14 protein-coding genes are annotated in these 15,565 nt (G+C 63.1%); 6 read left to right on the top strand and 8 right to left on the bottom strand.

What is annotated here, in order from left to right; genetic code table 11:
- Positions 1–88 precede the first annotated feature (88 nt).
- The 3 genes from ABIE53_RS22840 (at position 89) to ABIE53_RS22830 (ending at position 3,699) form a co-directional block, all read left to right on the top strand.
- Positions 89–1,804, top strand: a complete 1,716-nt coding sequence (locus tag ABIE53_RS22840) for an FAD-dependent oxidoreductase (RefSeq protein WP_006047493.1) — start codon at positions 89–91, stop codon at positions 1,802–1,804.
- Positions 1,805–2,010: 206 nt separating this feature from the next.
- A complete protein-coding gene (locus tag ABIE53_RS22835) occupies positions 2,011–2,286 on the top strand; it encodes a hypothetical protein (protein WP_006047492.1) in 276 nt (91 codons plus the stop codon).
- A 147-nt stretch (positions 2,287–2,433) separates the two neighbouring features.
- The gene (locus tag ABIE53_RS22830; RefSeq protein ID WP_114157877.1) at positions 2,434–3,699 is read left to right on the top strand and encodes a winged helix-turn-helix domain-containing protein; all 1,266 of its coding nucleotides are present in this window, start codon (positions 2,434–2,436) and stop codon (positions 3,697–3,699) included.
- Positions 3,700–3,720: 21 nt separating this feature from the next.
- Here ABIE53_RS22830 and ABIE53_RS22825 read toward each other — a convergent pair whose 3' ends face one another.
- From ABIE53_RS22825 to ABIE53_RS22815, 3 genes are all read right to left on the bottom strand, one after another.
- Positions 3,721–4,320 carry a LysE family translocator gene (locus tag ABIE53_RS22825; RefSeq protein ID WP_192699510.1) on the bottom strand — a complete coding sequence of 200 codons (600 nt, stop codon included), beginning with the start codon at positions 4,318–4,320 and terminating at the stop codon, positions 3,721–3,723.
- A 127-nt stretch (positions 4,321–4,447) separates the two neighbouring features.
- Positions 4,448–4,711, bottom strand: a complete 264-nt coding sequence (locus tag ABIE53_RS22820; RefSeq protein WP_006047489.1) for a hypothetical protein — start codon at positions 4,709–4,711, stop codon at positions 4,448–4,450.
- A 221-nt stretch (positions 4,712–4,932) separates the two neighbouring features.
- Positions 4,933–5,844 carry a DMT family transporter gene (locus tag ABIE53_RS22815; RefSeq protein ID WP_192699511.1) on the bottom strand — a complete coding sequence of 304 codons (912 nt, stop codon included), beginning with the start codon at positions 5,842–5,844 and terminating at the stop codon, positions 4,933–4,935.
- Positions 5,845–6,015: 171 nt separating this feature from the next.
- Between ABIE53_RS22815 and ABIE53_RS22810 the strand changes: the two genes are divergently transcribed.
- Complete coding sequence (locus tag ABIE53_RS22810) at positions 6,016–6,936, top strand: helix-turn-helix domain-containing protein (protein ID WP_192699512.1); 921 nt, start codon at positions 6,016–6,018, stop codon at positions 6,934–6,936.
- A 35-nt stretch (positions 6,937–6,971) separates the two neighbouring features.
- Here ABIE53_RS22810 and ABIE53_RS22805 read toward each other — a convergent pair whose 3' ends face one another.
- The 4 genes from ABIE53_RS22805 to ABIE53_RS22790 form a co-directional block, all read right to left on the bottom strand.
- Entirely contained in the window at positions 6,972–9,992 is a 3,021-nt protein-coding gene (locus ABIE53_RS22805) for an FAD-binding and (Fe-S)-binding domain-containing protein (RefSeq protein WP_192699513.1), read from the bottom strand.
- A gap of 40 nt (positions 9,993–10,032) precedes the next feature.
- Positions 10,033–10,818, bottom strand: coding sequence for a 2-keto-4-pentenoate hydratase (locus ABIE53_RS22800; protein WP_192699514.1), 786 nt, complete (start codon positions 10,816–10,818; stop codon positions 10,033–10,035).
- Positions 10,819–10,821: 3 nt separating this feature from the next.
- Positions 10,822–12,108, bottom strand: coding sequence for an MFS transporter (locus ABIE53_RS22795; protein WP_029967320.1), 1,287 nt, complete (start codon positions 12,106–12,108; stop codon positions 10,822–10,824).
- A gap of 173 nt (positions 12,109–12,281) precedes the next feature.
- Positions 12,282–13,502: a pyridoxal-phosphate-dependent aminotransferase family protein gene (locus ABIE53_RS22790; protein WP_192699515.1), complete on the bottom strand. Its 1,221-nt coding sequence runs from the start codon at positions 13,500–13,502 to the stop codon at positions 12,282–12,284.
- Positions 13,503–13,664: 162 nt separating this feature from the next.
- Between ABIE53_RS22790 and ABIE53_RS22785 the strand changes: the two genes are divergently transcribed.
- Complete coding sequence (locus ABIE53_RS22785; RefSeq protein WP_192699516.1) at positions 13,665–14,393, top strand: GntR family transcriptional regulator; 729 nt, start codon at positions 13,665–13,667, stop codon at positions 14,391–14,393.
- Between the two features lie 330 nt (positions 14,394–14,723).
- On the opposite strand, the gene ABIE53_RS22780 is transcribed toward ABIE53_RS22785, so the two are convergent.
- On the bottom strand, positions 14,724–15,182 hold the full coding sequence (locus tag ABIE53_RS22780) for a hypothetical protein (protein WP_107710654.1): 459 nt from the start codon (positions 15,180–15,182) through the stop codon (positions 14,724–14,726).
- A gap of 112 nt (positions 15,183–15,294) precedes the next feature.
- Between ABIE53_RS22780 and ABIE53_RS22775 the strand changes: the two genes are divergently transcribed.
- A complete protein-coding gene (locus ABIE53_RS22775) occupies positions 15,295–15,534 on the top strand; it encodes a hypothetical protein (RefSeq protein WP_192699518.1) in 240 nt (79 codons plus the stop codon).
- Positions 15,535–15,565: the final 31 nt, after the last annotated feature.

Below are 15,565 nucleotides of genomic sequence, written 5' to 3'. Positions count from 1 at the left end.
CGCGGCACCTTCGCTAGCGCGCGCGCTGGCGGATGCGCGCCGTCGCGCCTTCGTTCAGTCAATCAACGAACATCGAGGGAGCGGTTCGATGCTTTCCACTGCAGAACCCGAAGTACAGCCCGATGCGGTAGTCGCGGACGCACCGTTTTCCAATCTGTCGACGCGCATGCACCAGATGTTTCCCGAGCTCACCGCGGCGGAAATCGATCGCGTGCGCAAGTTCGGCGAAGTCGGCCAATGGCAGGCTGGCGAGCTGCTGTTCGAGACGGGCCACACCGGCCCGGGCATGTTCGTGCTGCTCGAAGGGCGCGTGAAGATTTCCCAGCGCGACGGCATCGGCCGTGAAGTGGTGATCGGCGAACACGGGCCGGGGCATTTCCTCGCTGAGGTCGGTCAACTGTCCGGGCGTCACGCGCTCGTCAACGGCATGGCGCTCACTCACGTCAAGGCGTTGCTGATTCCGCCGGAGAGGCTGCGCGCGCTGCTCGTGGCGGAAGCCGAGCTTGGCGAGCGCATCATGCGCGCGCTGATTCTGCGGCGCGTATCGCTGATCGAAAAAGGCGCGGGCGGGCCGATCCTGATCGGCAGCAGTACCGACGCACGGCTCGTGATGCTGCAAGGCTTCCTGTCGCGCAACGGCCATCCGCACTCCACGATCGACGAATGCGATGAGGACGCGTTGCGCCTCGTCGAGCAGTTCGGCGCGCAGGACGGAGACATGCCGCTGGTGATTTGCCCCGACGGCTCAGTGCTGCGCCATCCGAGCATGCCGGAACTGGCAACCGCGCTCGGCCTGCTGCCCGATCTGAACGACTGCATGGTCTACGACGTCGCGATCGTCGGCGCGGGGCCGGCCGGACTTGCCACCGCGGTCTATGCGGCGTCGGAAGGTCTCTCGGTGATCGTGCTCGACAGCCGCGCGCCGGGCGGCCAGGCGGGCGCGAGCTCGCGAATCGAAAACTATCTGGGCTTCCCCACCGGCATCTCCGGTCAGGCGTTAGCGGGCCGCGCGTTCGTGCAGGCGCAGAAGTTCGGCGCACACGTCGCCATTCCTGTGCATGTGAAGGCGCTGCATTGCGGCGAGGCGCCGTACCGGCTCGAGCTCAAATGCGGCGGCCATATCAGCGCGCGGACCATCGTGATCGCGAGCGGCGCCGTGTACCGGCGCCCCGCGCTGGAAGGACTCGACCGTTTCGAGGGACGCGGCGTGTACTACTGGGCGTCGCCCGTCGAAGCGAAGCTGTGCAAGCGCCAGCAAGTCGTGCTGGTGGGCGGCGGCAATTCGGCCGGCCAGGCCATCGTCTATCTGGCGACGCACGCGGCCAAGGTCCACGTACTGATCCGGCGCAGCGGCTTCGAGGCGACCATGTCGCGCTATCTGATCGACCGTATCCGCTCGTTGCCGAACGTCGTCGTTCATCCGAATTCGGAGATCGGCCAGCTCATCGCGGACGAAAGCGGACTCGCGGCGGTCGCCCTGAAAAAGCCTTTGCCCGACGGCACCGAGCAGATCGACACGCGGCATCTGTTCCTCTTCACCGGCGCGGACCCGAACACCGACTGGCTGCGCACCTGCGGCGTGGAACTTGACGAGAAGGGCTTCGTGTTGACGGGCACGGGCGCGGACGGCGCGTCGGCTTGCGACCTCGCGACCACCGTCAAAGGCGTGTACGCGATCGGCGACGCGCGCGCGGGTTCGACCAAACGCGTGGCGGCGGCGGTCGGCGAAGGCGCGGCCGTGGTCGCGCAAATTCACCAACTGCTGGCCGTTTCCGCGGACGAAGCCGTCGCCTCCGTGGCCTGAACCGCGCTCATACAAGGGCCGCTGCCGCCGCCACACGCGGAGCGGCGGCCCTGCAGTAATCCCCTCCGAAGTAATCCCCTGTTACACACGCCTGCAACTCGTTGCACCTGCTTTTCTTTCTGCCTCGTAAGATAGACGTCAGCCATTCGACAGTGAATGCCGACCGTCGAAACAGCCATTGTCTTGCTGGGACACAGGAGAAAAGCATGAACACACGCGCGATCGTCTTCGCCGCCTTCGGACTTGCCGCCGCCTGCGCATCGACTGCCGCTTCCGCTCGCGTCGACGTCGGCGTGTTCGTCAACACGCCGGGCCCCGTCTATGCCGCGCCGCCGGTCATGTACGCGCCGCCGCCGGTCGTCTATGCGCCTCAGCCGGTCTACGGTTACGGCTATCGCGACGACTATTACCGGGAGCGCCGCTGGCATCACGATCACGGCCGTCATCGCGGCTGGGACAAGCATCACGGCCGCGGCTGGTAATCGTCGGAGCGAGCAACTCGGCCGCGCGCCGCTTCGCTCGTCACGACGTCAACCACGGCGCCGACGCATTCACGCTACAGTAGCGTCTGCTGATTCAGGCGGGCTTTCTGCCCGCTTCATGGCAGTCACTTACTGAACGACGTCCGCGTGAAGACTCTTTCGCTTTCCGCCGCTCGCACACTCCACCTGGCCGCGCAAGGTCTGCTGTCGCCGCCGCGCCGCAAGGCCACCAAAGCCGACGTGCTCGAAGCAATCCGCCGCATGGCGCAATTGCAGATCGACACGATTCATGTGGTCGCGCGCAGTCCTTATCTCGTGCTCTTTAGCCGGCTCGGCGCCTATCCGCAGCAATGGCTCGACGAACATCTCGCCGCAGGCAAGCTGTTCGAATACTGGTCGCATGAAGCCTGTTTTCTGCCGATCGAAGACTACGGGCTGCTGCGCCATCGCATGCTGGACCCGAGCGGCATGGGCTGGAAATACGCGGCCGATTGGCACCACAAACATCGCAAGGACATCGACGCACTGCTCGAACACATTCGCGCAACGGGCCCCGTGCGCTCGGCGGATTTTGCTCGCGAGTCCGGCAAAGGCAACGGCTGGTGGGACTGGAAACCGGAGAAGCGTCATCTGGAAGTGCTGTTCGCCATCGGGCAATTGATGGTGGCCGAGCGGCGCAATTTTCAGCGCGTCTACGACGTCACGGAACGCGTGTTGCCGCACTGGGACGACGCTCGCGATCTGCCGCCGCAACAGGCCGTCGCCGACGAACTGCTGCGCCGCACGTGCCGCGCGCTCGGCGTCGCGCGGGCCGACTGGGTCGCGGACTACTACCGGCTGCCGCGCCGTCCGTATCGCGACGAACTTCATGCGCTTGCCGATCAAGGGGAACTGATTCCTGTGCAGGTGCCCGGCTGGAAGCAGGACACGTTCGTGCATCGCGACTTCGGCCCCATGCTCGACGACGCCGCGAGCGGCAAGCTCGCATCGACGGTGACGACGGTGCTCTCGCCATTCGACCCGGTCGTGTGGGATCGCAAACGCGTGGCCGCGCTGTTCGACTTCGACTACGCGATCGAATGCTATACGCCGGCAGCGAAGCGCAAATACGGCTACTTCGTGCTGCCTCTGCTAAGCCGCGGGCGTCTGGTCGGCCGCGTCGATGCGAAAGCGCACCGCGCGGAAGGTGTTTTCGAATTGAAATCGGTGCACATGGAAGCGGGCGTACGCCCAAGCGCGCGGCTCGCGGGCGATCTGCGACGCGCGTTGCAACGGTGTGCAGATTGGCACGGCACGCCGCATCTGCAGATCACGTCGGCGGCGCCGGAATGGCGCGAAGCGCTCAGCGCGGGCGAGGACGAAGCGGAAACCGAAGCCGAAGACGTGAAACCGAAAGTGAAAGCGAGCGCATAGGCACGCCTTCAGCGCGTGCCGTCAATGCAACGCCGACCATGCAAGCGTCAGCGAAAACACGCCGAGCACGACCGACGCGCCGCGCTGGATCTTCGCCGGATCGAGCCAGCCGAGCTTGCCGCTGCCGAGCGCCGCGCCGAACGCAATCCACGCGAGCGCGATCGGCGCGAGAAGGCACGCGAATATCAGCATCGACAGCAGATACGCCGGCCAAAGCGCGAAAGCAGCAGCCGGAAAGATGGTGCCCGCGAACAGCAGCGCCTTGGGATTGAGCAGCGTCGCGATGAACAGGCGCAGCGTGCCGCTCGCTTTTTGCGTCGAGTCCGGCAGCGCGACGGCCGCGCGCCACATATCGACGGCGAGCCACGCGATGTACGTCCCCGCCGCCACGCGCAGCAACGCGGGCAGCCAGGGCAGCGCGTGCGCGGCCTGTGCGAGAAAGCGTCCCCAGACGGAAATGGCGACGAGATAGCCGGCGAGTTCGGCGGCTATGAGCGGCAGCGAGCGCCGCACGCCCTGGCGCAGACCAGCCGACGCGAGCAACGTATTGGTGGGGCCCGGCGTGATGAGCACGACGACAATGCCGACGGCTAATAACGCGATAGCGGACGCAGAGAACATGGAAAAGGCGCAATGGTGGAAACAGTGCGCCTTTTTATCACAGAAGCGGATTCGGCCCGCAAACAGGCTCTATCGCGATAACCGGCCGCAATCGTCAAGGGTCAAGCGGCCAGCCGCGAGAGTCCGCTCAGTGCTCGAGCTTCGCGCGCAGTTCGCGGGCGGCTTCGAGCAAGCCTTCGTAACCGGAACGCGCATGCTCGGGCAAGTCGGGATCGCCGACGAACGTGCCTAGCGTTTCGATCAGGCTGTACAGAATGCCCTTCGCGGCACCCGACGCAATGCTGCCGGATGACACCTGCTGATTCACGTGACTGAGCGCCGCGTCGAGGTTGTCGAGATCGGGCCGGTCGCCGGTGGGCGGCTTGGGCGTGGGCGTTACGTCTTGCGTCATGATGATGCATCTCCCCGTTGAAGCTTCGGTAAACGAGCGATCCTTTCACGTTTGTTATATACCGATCGCGCGTTGCCGTCTATTCGTGATCCGCGCGAGGAGCCCGCAGCGATTCGCCGCACGGGCCCGCGCGCTGAGGTTCGCAGCGCTCCCGAAATAGCTCACCGATGGCCTTGACGAACGCGGCGTCCGTGCGTCGTCGTCTCTATGTCGTTATGTCCTTACGCCTTCATGTTCGTGCAATGGCCGCGTCGCCCGAAGATGCGCCGGGTCATGTCGAAGGCGATGAGGTTGCCGGCCACCACGAGCAGCAATCCGACCACGGCCAACGCGGACCACTGGTAGCCTTCGAATACCGTCGACACCGCGAGCGCCACGATCGGAAAGAGCACCGTCGAATAGGCCGCGCGCTCCGGGCCGATGCGCCCCACCAGCATCAGATAGGCGGTAAAGCCAATCACCGAGCCGAAGATCGCGAGATACGCGAGCGCGCCGACGTAACGCGCGGAGGGCTCGATCGCGAACGGGAAACCGGCCACGACGCTGCCCACTGTCAGCACGCTCGCGCCGATCAGCATGGCCCAGCTATTCGTGGCGAATGGATGCAAGCCCATCGATTGCATGCGGCTCGACAGCAGATTGCCCGCCGAAAAACACAAGGTGCCGAGAAACGCGATGCCAAGCCCGAGCCACGCCGCGTGATCGCCGAGATGCCCGCTCATCTGCTGGACGAACAGACACACGATGCCGACGAGGCCGAGCATCGCGCCCGCAATCGCCGAAGGCTGCAACGGGCGCCCCATGAAAAGCCGTCCGTTGATCGAATTGAGAAGCGGCGCCGTCGAGAATACGACGGCGACGAGCCCGCTCGGCACCACCTGTTCGGCGTAGTAAAAGCACAGAAAGTTGACGCAGAAGAGCGCGAGCCCCTGCGCGAACAGAAAGCGCCATGCGGCGCGCGGCGGCCACATCGGCCGGCGCATGATGCGCAACAGCGCGAACAGCACTAAGGCCGCGATCCAGAAGCGCCACGCGATCGACACCGGCGGCGGCACCGAGCCCAATTGCCATTTGATCGCGATCCACGTGGTGCCCCAGATCAGGACGGTAATGGCATAAAGAAAGAGATTCATGGTCAAGCCTGCAAGCGGCGGATACGGGAGTTCGACTATGCGTCGGCGCGGCTCGCGGCACTTGTCCAGGATTGCGCATTTTTTGGCGCGCGTCGCCAGGGCGTGTGTTGTCATGCGCGGCGGGTCGTATACTTGCCACTATTCCTCGCAAGAAAGACACCCGCCCATTCCGTGAACACGAGCCCGCCCGTCCCCGCGATCGACGCCACTGAAACGCCGTTCGGCATTCAGTCGGTATGTCACACGCTCGGCACCTCGAATGCGAATCTGGACCGCTTCGCGTGGCTCGGCGACGGTCTCGCGATTGCCGTCTGGACGCGCGACACCGAAGTCGCGGAAACCGTCTACGAGCGACCAGGCCATCACACGTTGTCGTGCTATCTGGACGGCGGCTATCGCACGGAGCGTCAGAAAATGCCGGGGCGTTATGGCGCGCCGTCCCGGCTGTGCGCATTGCCCGGCGATCATGAATCGCGTTGGTGGGTCCGCGGCCATATGCACTTCATGCACCTGTATTTTCTGCCCGAGCACTTCACGCAGCGCGCCGTGCAGGAACTCGACCGCGAACCGCGCGAGCTGACGCTCGCCGATCGCACGTATTTCGAAGATGCGCGCATTGCCGGGTTATGTCAGTCGCTCGCCAACGAGCATTGGGACGATGCCGACGGCTTGCTGCGCACCAACGAAACCGCGCATGAAGTGCTGAGTCTGCTGCTGCAGGCGCAAGGTGTGCGGCGCAGCGGCGTCGCGCTGAAGGGCGGCTTGTCGGTCGGGACGCGGCGGCGTCTGCGCGATTACATCGAGAGCCATCTCGCCGAGCCGCTCACGCTCGGCGAACTCGCGAGTATCGCCGCGTTGTCGGAGTTTCACCTCGCGCGGATGTTCCGCACGTCGTTCGGATTGCCGCCCGCTGCATGGATCGCGCAGCAGCGGCTAGAACGCGCCCGGACGCTGCTGCGCACCACCGCGCTGCCGCTCGCGCAAGTCGCCGGACTATGCGGCTATGCGAACGCCAGCCACTTGAGCCATCGTTTCCGCGAAGGCGTCGGTGTGTCGCCGGGCGCGTACCGGCAGGCTATGTCGGCGGTGTGATAGCAGCGGGCTTTTAGCGCAGCGCCCGCGCCGTGTCATTGCAGCGCCATCGCCAGCACGCGCGCGACGTGGATCGCCTCGACACCCGCGCCGTCATGAATCTGATGACGGCAGCTCGTGCCGTCGGCGACCATGATCGTGCCGGCGTCCATTTTGCGCACTGCCGGCAGTAGCGACAACTCGGCCATCGCCTGCGAAGTCGCGTAGTGCTCCGCTTCGTAGCCGAAGCTGCCGGCCATTCCGCAGCACGACGATTCCACCGTCGATACCGTCAGTTCAGGAATCCATTTCAACACCGTTTGGACGGGCGTGAAGGCGTCGAACGCCTTCTGATGGCAATGGCCATGCACGAGCGCCTGTTGCGTCGCCAAAGGCTTCAGCGCAAGCTGCAAGCGCCCGGCCTGTTGCTCGTGCACGAGGAATTCTTCGAAGAGAAACGCCTGTTTGGCGAGCCGCTTCGCTTCGTCGCCGAAACCGTAGTGCAGGAATTCGTCGCGCAACGACAGCAGGCACGAAGGCTCGAGTCCGACAATCGGCACGCCGCGCTCCACATACGGCTCGAACAGATCCAGCATGCGCCGCGCTTCGTGCTTCGCTTCATCGACAAGCCCCGCGGCCAGGAACGTGCGCCCGCAGCAGACCGGCCGCTCGCCTTGCCGCGTGTTGAAATGCACCGTGTAGCCCGCGGCTTCCAACACCTTCTGCGCGGCCCGCGCGTTGTCAGGCTCCATGTTGTTGTTGAACGTATCGACGAACAGCAGCACTTCCTTCAACGCCGCGCCGCGCGCGTTCACAGTCGGCTTCGCGCTCGACAGAAACGGTTTTGCGAAACGCGGCAAGCTCCGTTCGCTTGCAAAGCCGACCGAACGCTTGAACCACGTCGACAGCAACGGCACGTTGTCGGCAAATGCGATGAGGCCCGGCACGCGGCTCGCCGTTGCCGCGTAACGCGGCATGAAGGCAACCAGCTTGTCGCGCAGCGTCAGTCCGTGCCGCTTCACGCGCGCCGCGCGCGCCTCGATCTTGAACTTCGCCATATCGACGCCGGTCGGGCAATCGCGCTTGCAGCCCTTGCACGATACGCAGAGATCGAGCGTGTCCTTGACGTCGTCGCTTGCAAGGCCGGCTTCGCCGAGTTGTCCCGAGATCGCGAGGCGCAACGTGTTCGCGCGCCCGCGCGTCACATGCTGCTCGTCTTTCGTCACGCGATAACTCGGGCACATGGTGCCCGCGTCGAACTTGCGGCAGTGGCCGTTGTTGTTGCACATTTCGACGGCCTTCGCGAGACCGCCCGACAGATCGTTGCCGCTGCCCGGCGCGCTCTCGCGGCCCGTCAGCGGATCGCGTTCCACATTCCACGCGGACCAGTCGAGCGCGGTGTCGATGCGCCGTTCGCGATAGCCTGGAGCGAAGCGGAAGTAGCGCGCGTCGTCCATTTTCGGCGGACGCACCATCTTGTCGGGATTGAAGCGGTTGTCCGGATCGAACAGCGTTTTGATCTCGCTGAACGCCTCGTTCAGTTTCGGGCCGTATTGCCACGCGACCCATTCACCGCGGCACAGGCCATCGCCGTGTTCGCCCGAATAGGCGCCCTTGTATTCGCGCACCAGCGCCGCGGCTTCGTCGGCGATCGCGCGCATTTTGACGGCGCCGTCGCGACGCATGTCGAGAATCGGCCGCACATGCAGCGTGCCGACGCTTGCGTGCGCGTACCAGGTGCCTTCCGTGCCATGCCGATGAAAAACTTCCGTCAGCTTGCTCGTGTATTCGGCGAGATGTTCGAGCGGCACGGCGCAGTCTTCGATAAAGGACACGGGTTTGCCGTCGCCCTTCATGCTCATCATGATGTTGAGCCCGGCCTTGCGCACTTCCCACAGCGCCTTTTGCGCATTCATGTCCGGCATTTCGACGACAGAGCCAGGCAAGCCGAGATCGGCCATCAATTCGGTGAGCTGCCTGAGTGACTCGAGTTGCGCGTCGCGCGATTCGCCGGCGAACTCGACGAGCAACACCGCTTGCGGTTCGCCGACCAGCGCCCTCGCGACCACCGGACGAAACGCGGGGTTGCTCATCGCGAGATCGATCATCGTGCGATCGACCAGTTCAACCGCGACCGGCTTCAGCTTGACGATGTGCTGCGTGAAATCCATCGCCTGCCAGAAGGTCGGAAAGTTGACGACGCCGAGCGTTTTGTGCGCGGGCAGCGGCGCGAGCTTCAACGTCAACTGACGGCTGAACGCGAGCGTGCCCTCGGAACCGACCAGCAGATGCGCGAGGTTGGCGACGCCGTCGTCGGTATAAGCGCGCGGGTTCTGACAATCGAACAGGTCGATGTTGTAGCCGGCCACGCGGCGCAACACTTTCGGCACGCGCGCCGCGATTTCGTCGCGCTCGCGCTCCGCGATCCGCTTCACGCCTTCGAGTATCTGCTGCAAGCGTGCGCCTTGCGGCGCGTCGCGCAACGACGCGAAACGCGCTTCGCTGCCGTCGGCGAGAATCGCGTCGATGGCCTCGACGTTGTGCACCATGTTGCCGTATTCGATCGAACGCGAGCCGCACGAATTGTTGCCCGCCATGCCGCCGATCGTGCATTGCGCTGCCGTCGATACATCCACGGGAAACCACAAGCCATGCGGCTTGAGCCACGCGTTCAGATGATCGAGCACGACGCCTGGCTCGACGGTAACCGTGCGTGCGTCCGCATCGAAATCGACGATGTTATTGAGCCACTTGCTCGTGTCGATCACGAGCGCTTCACCTACAGTCTGTCCGCATTGACTCGTGCCGGCGCCGCGCGCGAGCAGCGGCACTTTTTCGCTGCGCGCGATGTCCAGCGCGATGCGCAAATCATCCTGATCTCGCGGCACCACGACACCGACCGGCATGATCTGGTAGATGGACGCATCGGTCGCATAACGGCCGCGGCTCGCTGCATCGAACAGCACGTCGCCGCGCAATGCCTTGCGCAGATGTTGCGCAAGCGGACTCGTCAGACGCGCGGCGGACGGCACAAGATGAATCGGCTTGACCAGCAAAGCGGAAGTGGGATTCGTCATAACGTCGATGGTTATTGCGTTGCGTGCGTTGCGCAAAGGTTCAGTACAACGTGCCGCTCACGGACGGCAGTCCTTCAATGCGTCCGTGCGCGAGGCCCGCGCTTCGCGGGAAGAACATGCCGGTGTATGAACCCGTGGTGACGACCATGTCCGGCGTCACCGCAATGCCGCGCGATGTCGCGTGATTGACGAGCCACGTGAGCGAGCGGCGCGGATCGCCGGCCGGGTTGGCGGGCGTCAGTTCGACGACATCGCGTCCGTTGAAATCGAATCGCAGCGCAGGCGAGGCAAACGGAAAATCGTCGTGATACGGCATGAATTCGCCGACGATCAGCGCGCCAAAGTTCTGCAAGTCCGCGAGTTGCGCGAGCTTGTCGATGTCGGGCCACGCGGCGAAACGGCTCGCGACAATTTCAATCGTCGCGCCGAACGAACCGATTGCCGCGTGCACGTCGGCCTCGCTATAAGGCGTTGCCGAAGGCTCGAAGCGGCGGCCGAAGCGAAAGGCGATTTCGAGTTCCAGCCCCAACGGTGCAAAGGCCGCGCGCGGCAATGTGGAGCCGTCGGAATGCAAGTCGATGCGCGGCAGCGGCGCACCCTGGATCGGGCCCGTTGGCGACTTGGCGCCGATCTTCCAGCCGCCGATGCGCGCGCCGCCGATCGCCAGAATCTCGTGCTGGATCGCATAGGCCGCGTCGGCGTCGGCGGGCGTGAGGTTGGGCTGCGGCTTGCCGAGCGTCGCATGATCGTGGCGGGCATCGGCAAGCAGGCGGCTAAGGGGCGAGGCGCCCGGCTTCATTGCGTCGGCGTGAGGGGACTTGAGCATCGCTCAAACGCCCATGCTGGTGGAAACCTGCCCCTTGTCCGCGGCATTGCCTGCGAACTTGCTTTCCGGCTGCATGCGGAACGCGAGCACGACACCGAGCGCCATCAACAGCATGCTGCCGACGAACGGCAATTCCCAACTGCCGAAATAGTCGATCAGGAAGCCGCCCACCACTGGCGAGATGATCGCCGCGAGCGCCGAGCCCGTGTTCATCATGCCGCTCGCGGTGCCCGAGGCGTCCGGCGCGATGTCCATCGGAATCGCCCACATCGGTCCAATCGTCATTTCGGCGAAGAAGAAGCCCGACGCGAGACACGCCATCGACAGATACAGGTGGTGCGTGAACATCAGCGGAATCAGCGACAGCAGGCAGAAGAACATGCACACCGACACCATCCAGCTACGCGCGCGCTTCAGGCTCCCCGTGCGCGTATAGATGAAGTCGGTCACGATGCCGCCGAGCGTGTCGCCGACGACACCCGCGAGAAACACGGCCGAAGCGAAGATCGCCGACTTCTTCAATTCCAGGTGATAGCTGTGCAGGAAGTACTGCGGAATCCAGCTCAGGAACAGCCACAGTGTCCAGCCGTAGCAGAAGTAGACGATCGTGACCGGCGCCATGCGGCGAAACAGCTTGCTCCAGGGCACGCCCGCCGACTTTGCTTTCGGCGCGGGCAGCACTTCGAGTTCTTCCTTCGTGATACGCGGATGGTCTTTCGGATGCTCGGTGAACGTCAAAGCCCACACGACGACCCACAACAGACTGAACGCACCGCAGATGTAGAACGATTCGCGCCATCCCCAGTTCGCCATCACGAGTACGACGATGCCGGGCGCGACCGCATTGCCGACGCGCGACGCCGCATGCGTGATGCCCTGCGCGAAACCGCGTTTTTCTTTCGCGACCCAGCGCGCCATCGCGGATGTCGCCGCCGGAAAGGTCGCGCCTTCACCGAAACCGAGCAGCACGCGCGCTGCCAGCAGCGAGATGAGGCCACCGGCAAAACCGGTCAGCAAGGTCGCGATGCCCCACACCGCGCCGCACGCGAGCAGCGTGCGTCGAGCGCCGAAACGGTCGCTGACCCATCCGCCGATGATCTGGAAAAGCAGATACGGATACGCGAAAGCCGAGAACACCAGGCCGACTTCCGTATGCGAAAGATGGAATTCCTTGCCGAAGCCCGCCGCCGCCGTACTGACGTTGACGCGGTCCAGGTAAGTGATGAAGTACATGATGCAGAGCATCAATAGAACGATACTGGTCGCACTGGTCACACGAAACCGCTTCATCGTCTCTCTCCATTTGCATGTATCGACGGCGTTCCTGAGATGGCGCGCTTCGTCGTCGCGAGACGGCACGCGCCGCCTCGCCATCGCATTGTTCGGGGCCGCGTTCTACTGCGCGGCTTCATGACGGAACTGACTTCGTTGATGCCTGCTTGTTGTTATTGATGCGGCCTCGCTTACGCTGCCGCCCTCAAACCCGAGGCTTGCGTCGGCTCGCTCAACCAGTCCATCGCGGCAGGCAGACCGCTTTCGTCGAGCGGCACGCCCGCGAGCCGCATGCCCATTTCGCAGCCGGCCAAGGTGGCGAGCAACATCAGATCGTTGCAATCGCCCAGATGGCCGATGCGGAACATGCGGCCTTTCATCTTGCCGAGGCCCGTGCCGAGCGACATGTCGAACCGTTGGTAGATGAGCTTGCGCACCGCGTCGGCGTCGATACCCTCGGGCATCATCACGCCGGTCAACACCGGGCTATACACGGCCGGATCGGCGCACTGAATGTCGAGCCCCCACGCACGCACCGCGCGACGCGTCGCCTCGGCAAGACGCTCATGACGCGCAAAGACGTTGTCGAGCCCTTCGCCGAGAATCATGTCGATTGCCTCGTGAAGGCCGTAAAGCAGATTGGTATTCGGCGTGTACGGCCAGTAGCCGGTCTTGTTCATCTCGACGATGTCGCTCCAGTCCCAGAAGCTGCGCGGCAGTTTTGCCTGCTTGCTGGCGGCCAGAGCCTTCGGCGAAATCGCGTTGAAGCTGATGCCCGGCGGCAGCATCAAGCCCTTCTGCGAGCCTGACACCGTCACGTCGACGCCCCACTCATCGTGGCGATAATCGGCGCAGGCGAGACCCGAAATCGTGTCGACGAGCAACAGCGCGGGATGGCCCGCGGCGTCGATTGCGCGGCGCACGGCAGCAATGTCCGACGTGACACCTGTCGACGTTTCGTTGTGCACGACGCACACTGCCTTGATCGAATGCTGCGTGTCGGCGCGCAGCCGTTCTTCGATCAGGTTCGGTTGAACGCCGCGCCGCCATCCTTCGATACCAGGCAAGCCGAGAAACTCGGGCTTCAGGCCGAGACTCTCCGCCATCTTTTTCCAGAGCGTCGCGAAATGCCCGGTCTCGTACATCAGCACGTGATCGCCGGGACTCAATGTGTTCGAGAGCGCCGCTTCCCATGCGCCGGTGCCGGACGCCGGATAAATCACGACCGGATGCTGCGTCTTGAAGATCTTCTTGATTCCGTCGAGCACCTTCAAACCCAGTTCGCCGAATTCCGGCCCGCGATGGTCGATGGTGGGATAGCTCATCGCCCGGAGGATGCGATCCGGCACCGGACTCGGCCCAGGGATCTGCAGGAAGTGACGGCCAGCGGGGTGGAAATCTAACTTCAGCATTACGCTCCTCCGATTGAATTTTGCATGCAAAAAACTATATCAGACGAAGTTGCGCGAGCGAAAGGCGAAAATTGCGTGCGGGCACAGGTGTTTACCCGCGCCGTATCGCTGTGGGCGGTGATCCGATAAAATTGCGGCAGAGAGGCATCTGAGGACGTTTGTATGCAAAATTCTGAAATTGAAGCAGGTTCGGCGGGTTCGGCAGTGTTGCCGAAAGTAGAGCGTCAGCGTTTGCACGACACGGTGGTCGAGCACATTCGCCGGTTTATCGTCGAAGGCGTATTGGAGCCGGGCAAGAAGTTGAACGAGCGCGAGTTGTGCGAAACGCTCGGCATTTCACGCACGCCGTTGCGCGAGGCGCTCAAGGTATTGGCCGCTGAAGGGCTGATCGAGATTTCGCCGAATCGCGGCGCGTCGGTGTCGAAGATGTCGGAAGCCGAACTGCGCGAGACCTTCGAACTGATGAGCGGTCTCGAGGCTTTCTCGGGCGAACTCGCGGCCGAGCGAATGACGGCGGCCGAGCTCGCCGAAATCAAGGCATTGCATTACGCAATGCTCGCTTGTCGCGCGCAGAACGATCTGGCCGGGTACTACAGCCGCAATCAGGCGATTCACGACAAGATCAACGAGGCCGCGCGCAATTCCGCGCTGCGCCAGACGTATGTGTCGGTGAACCGGCGTTTGCAGGCGCTGCGCTTTCGCTCGAATTTTCAGATTCCGAAGTGGGATCGCGCGATTCATGATCACGATGAAATGCTGAAGGCGCTCGAGGCGCGCGACGGCAAGAAGCTCAGCGCGATTCTTCGGCAGCATCTGCTTGATAAGCGCGATGCGGTGTTGCAGGTTCAGTCGCGGGAAGAGGTGGCGGGGGGAGCGGGGTTATCCACGTAAATTGTGCGTATTGCTGTGGATAACGTTCTTATAGTCGGCGCAAGTGGTTGATGCGATGGCTGAATTTGCAGGCGAGTGATGTATGGGCAGGGAGGGGTGGGTTTGAGTACTCTGCCCTTGGTACGCTTTCATCGCGGCCTGCGCGGAAAAATGTATTCCTCGCTGTCGTTCGAACATTTGTTCACCTACGTTTCCCCGCACGCCCGCTGCGGTGCAGGGAAAACGGCCATTCTCCCAATCGCTGTCTCGAATAGCCTATGGATGACATCTGCCATTCCGCGCCGAAAGGTGGCAAAACCCCAGGCGCAACGCAGTGGCAGCGATGCAACTTCATGGCCTCAGCAGTTTGTACACCGTCGCTGACTTCCGCCAACGGGAGAACGCCCATGCATTCATCGCCAAACCCGCGAGAAGGCAAACGACGGTTCCGACCGTATTGGCGCCTCCACTGAGGACTTCACCCAACCACTTAATTGAAAAAGCGGCTGAGATAACGGCAATAACGACAAACGAACCCAAAGACTTTACGGGCGAATTGACGCCGCAGATCTGCCCAGTCGCGTGATCCACCCAGCCGACCAGTGTCTGCCAGTTATCCGGGTCGCGCAGTACTGCGGTCACTACCGTGCCGCTTTCAAGCCTCGGCTTGCCGTCCATCTTCACGGCGTACTGACGTCGTCCAGCGATTGTTACGTTAAACATTGTGGCGACCGTGCCGCCACTCCTGTCTTTCTCAAAAACAACGCCTCCTATGTCGTCAAGGGTTACTGTAATGGCGCGGTAGGTCATGGGCAAATGGTGCGGTGATTGATTCAAGAAGTTCTACGGGCTCATTGTGCCAACTCGAGCGTATCGTTCTCGATTTTTATCAACTGCGCACGCATGAAGGAGCAGGACCTCTATGATTCAAGATCAGGCGATCGCGCAGCAAGTAAGCGACCGACTATTGCAAGTGAACGGCGCGCTAGACGAAGCCGTCGTCTTCGTTCAGGACAACTGTTCTGCTATCGAGATTCAGGCGTTCAAACGGGCTATGGGCGAGATCATGTACAAGGTGTTCGAAGAAGCCCTCATCCCCATCTACAAGAAGCATCCGATTCTTGTCCCCGAAGGACTGCGCGTGAGTGGCATCACTGATTGAGACACCGCAGGGCAAAGCAGGGCGCGGGACA

It is taken from the genome of Paraburkholderia sp. OAS925 (assembly GCF_040543975.1).
Taxonomy (GTDB): domain Bacteria; phylum Pseudomonadota; class Gammaproteobacteria; order Burkholderiales; family Burkholderiaceae; genus Paraburkholderia; species Paraburkholderia graminis.
The sequence above is the reverse complement of the archived record's forward strand: the minus strand, read 5'-3'. Positions and strand labels throughout refer to the sequence as shown.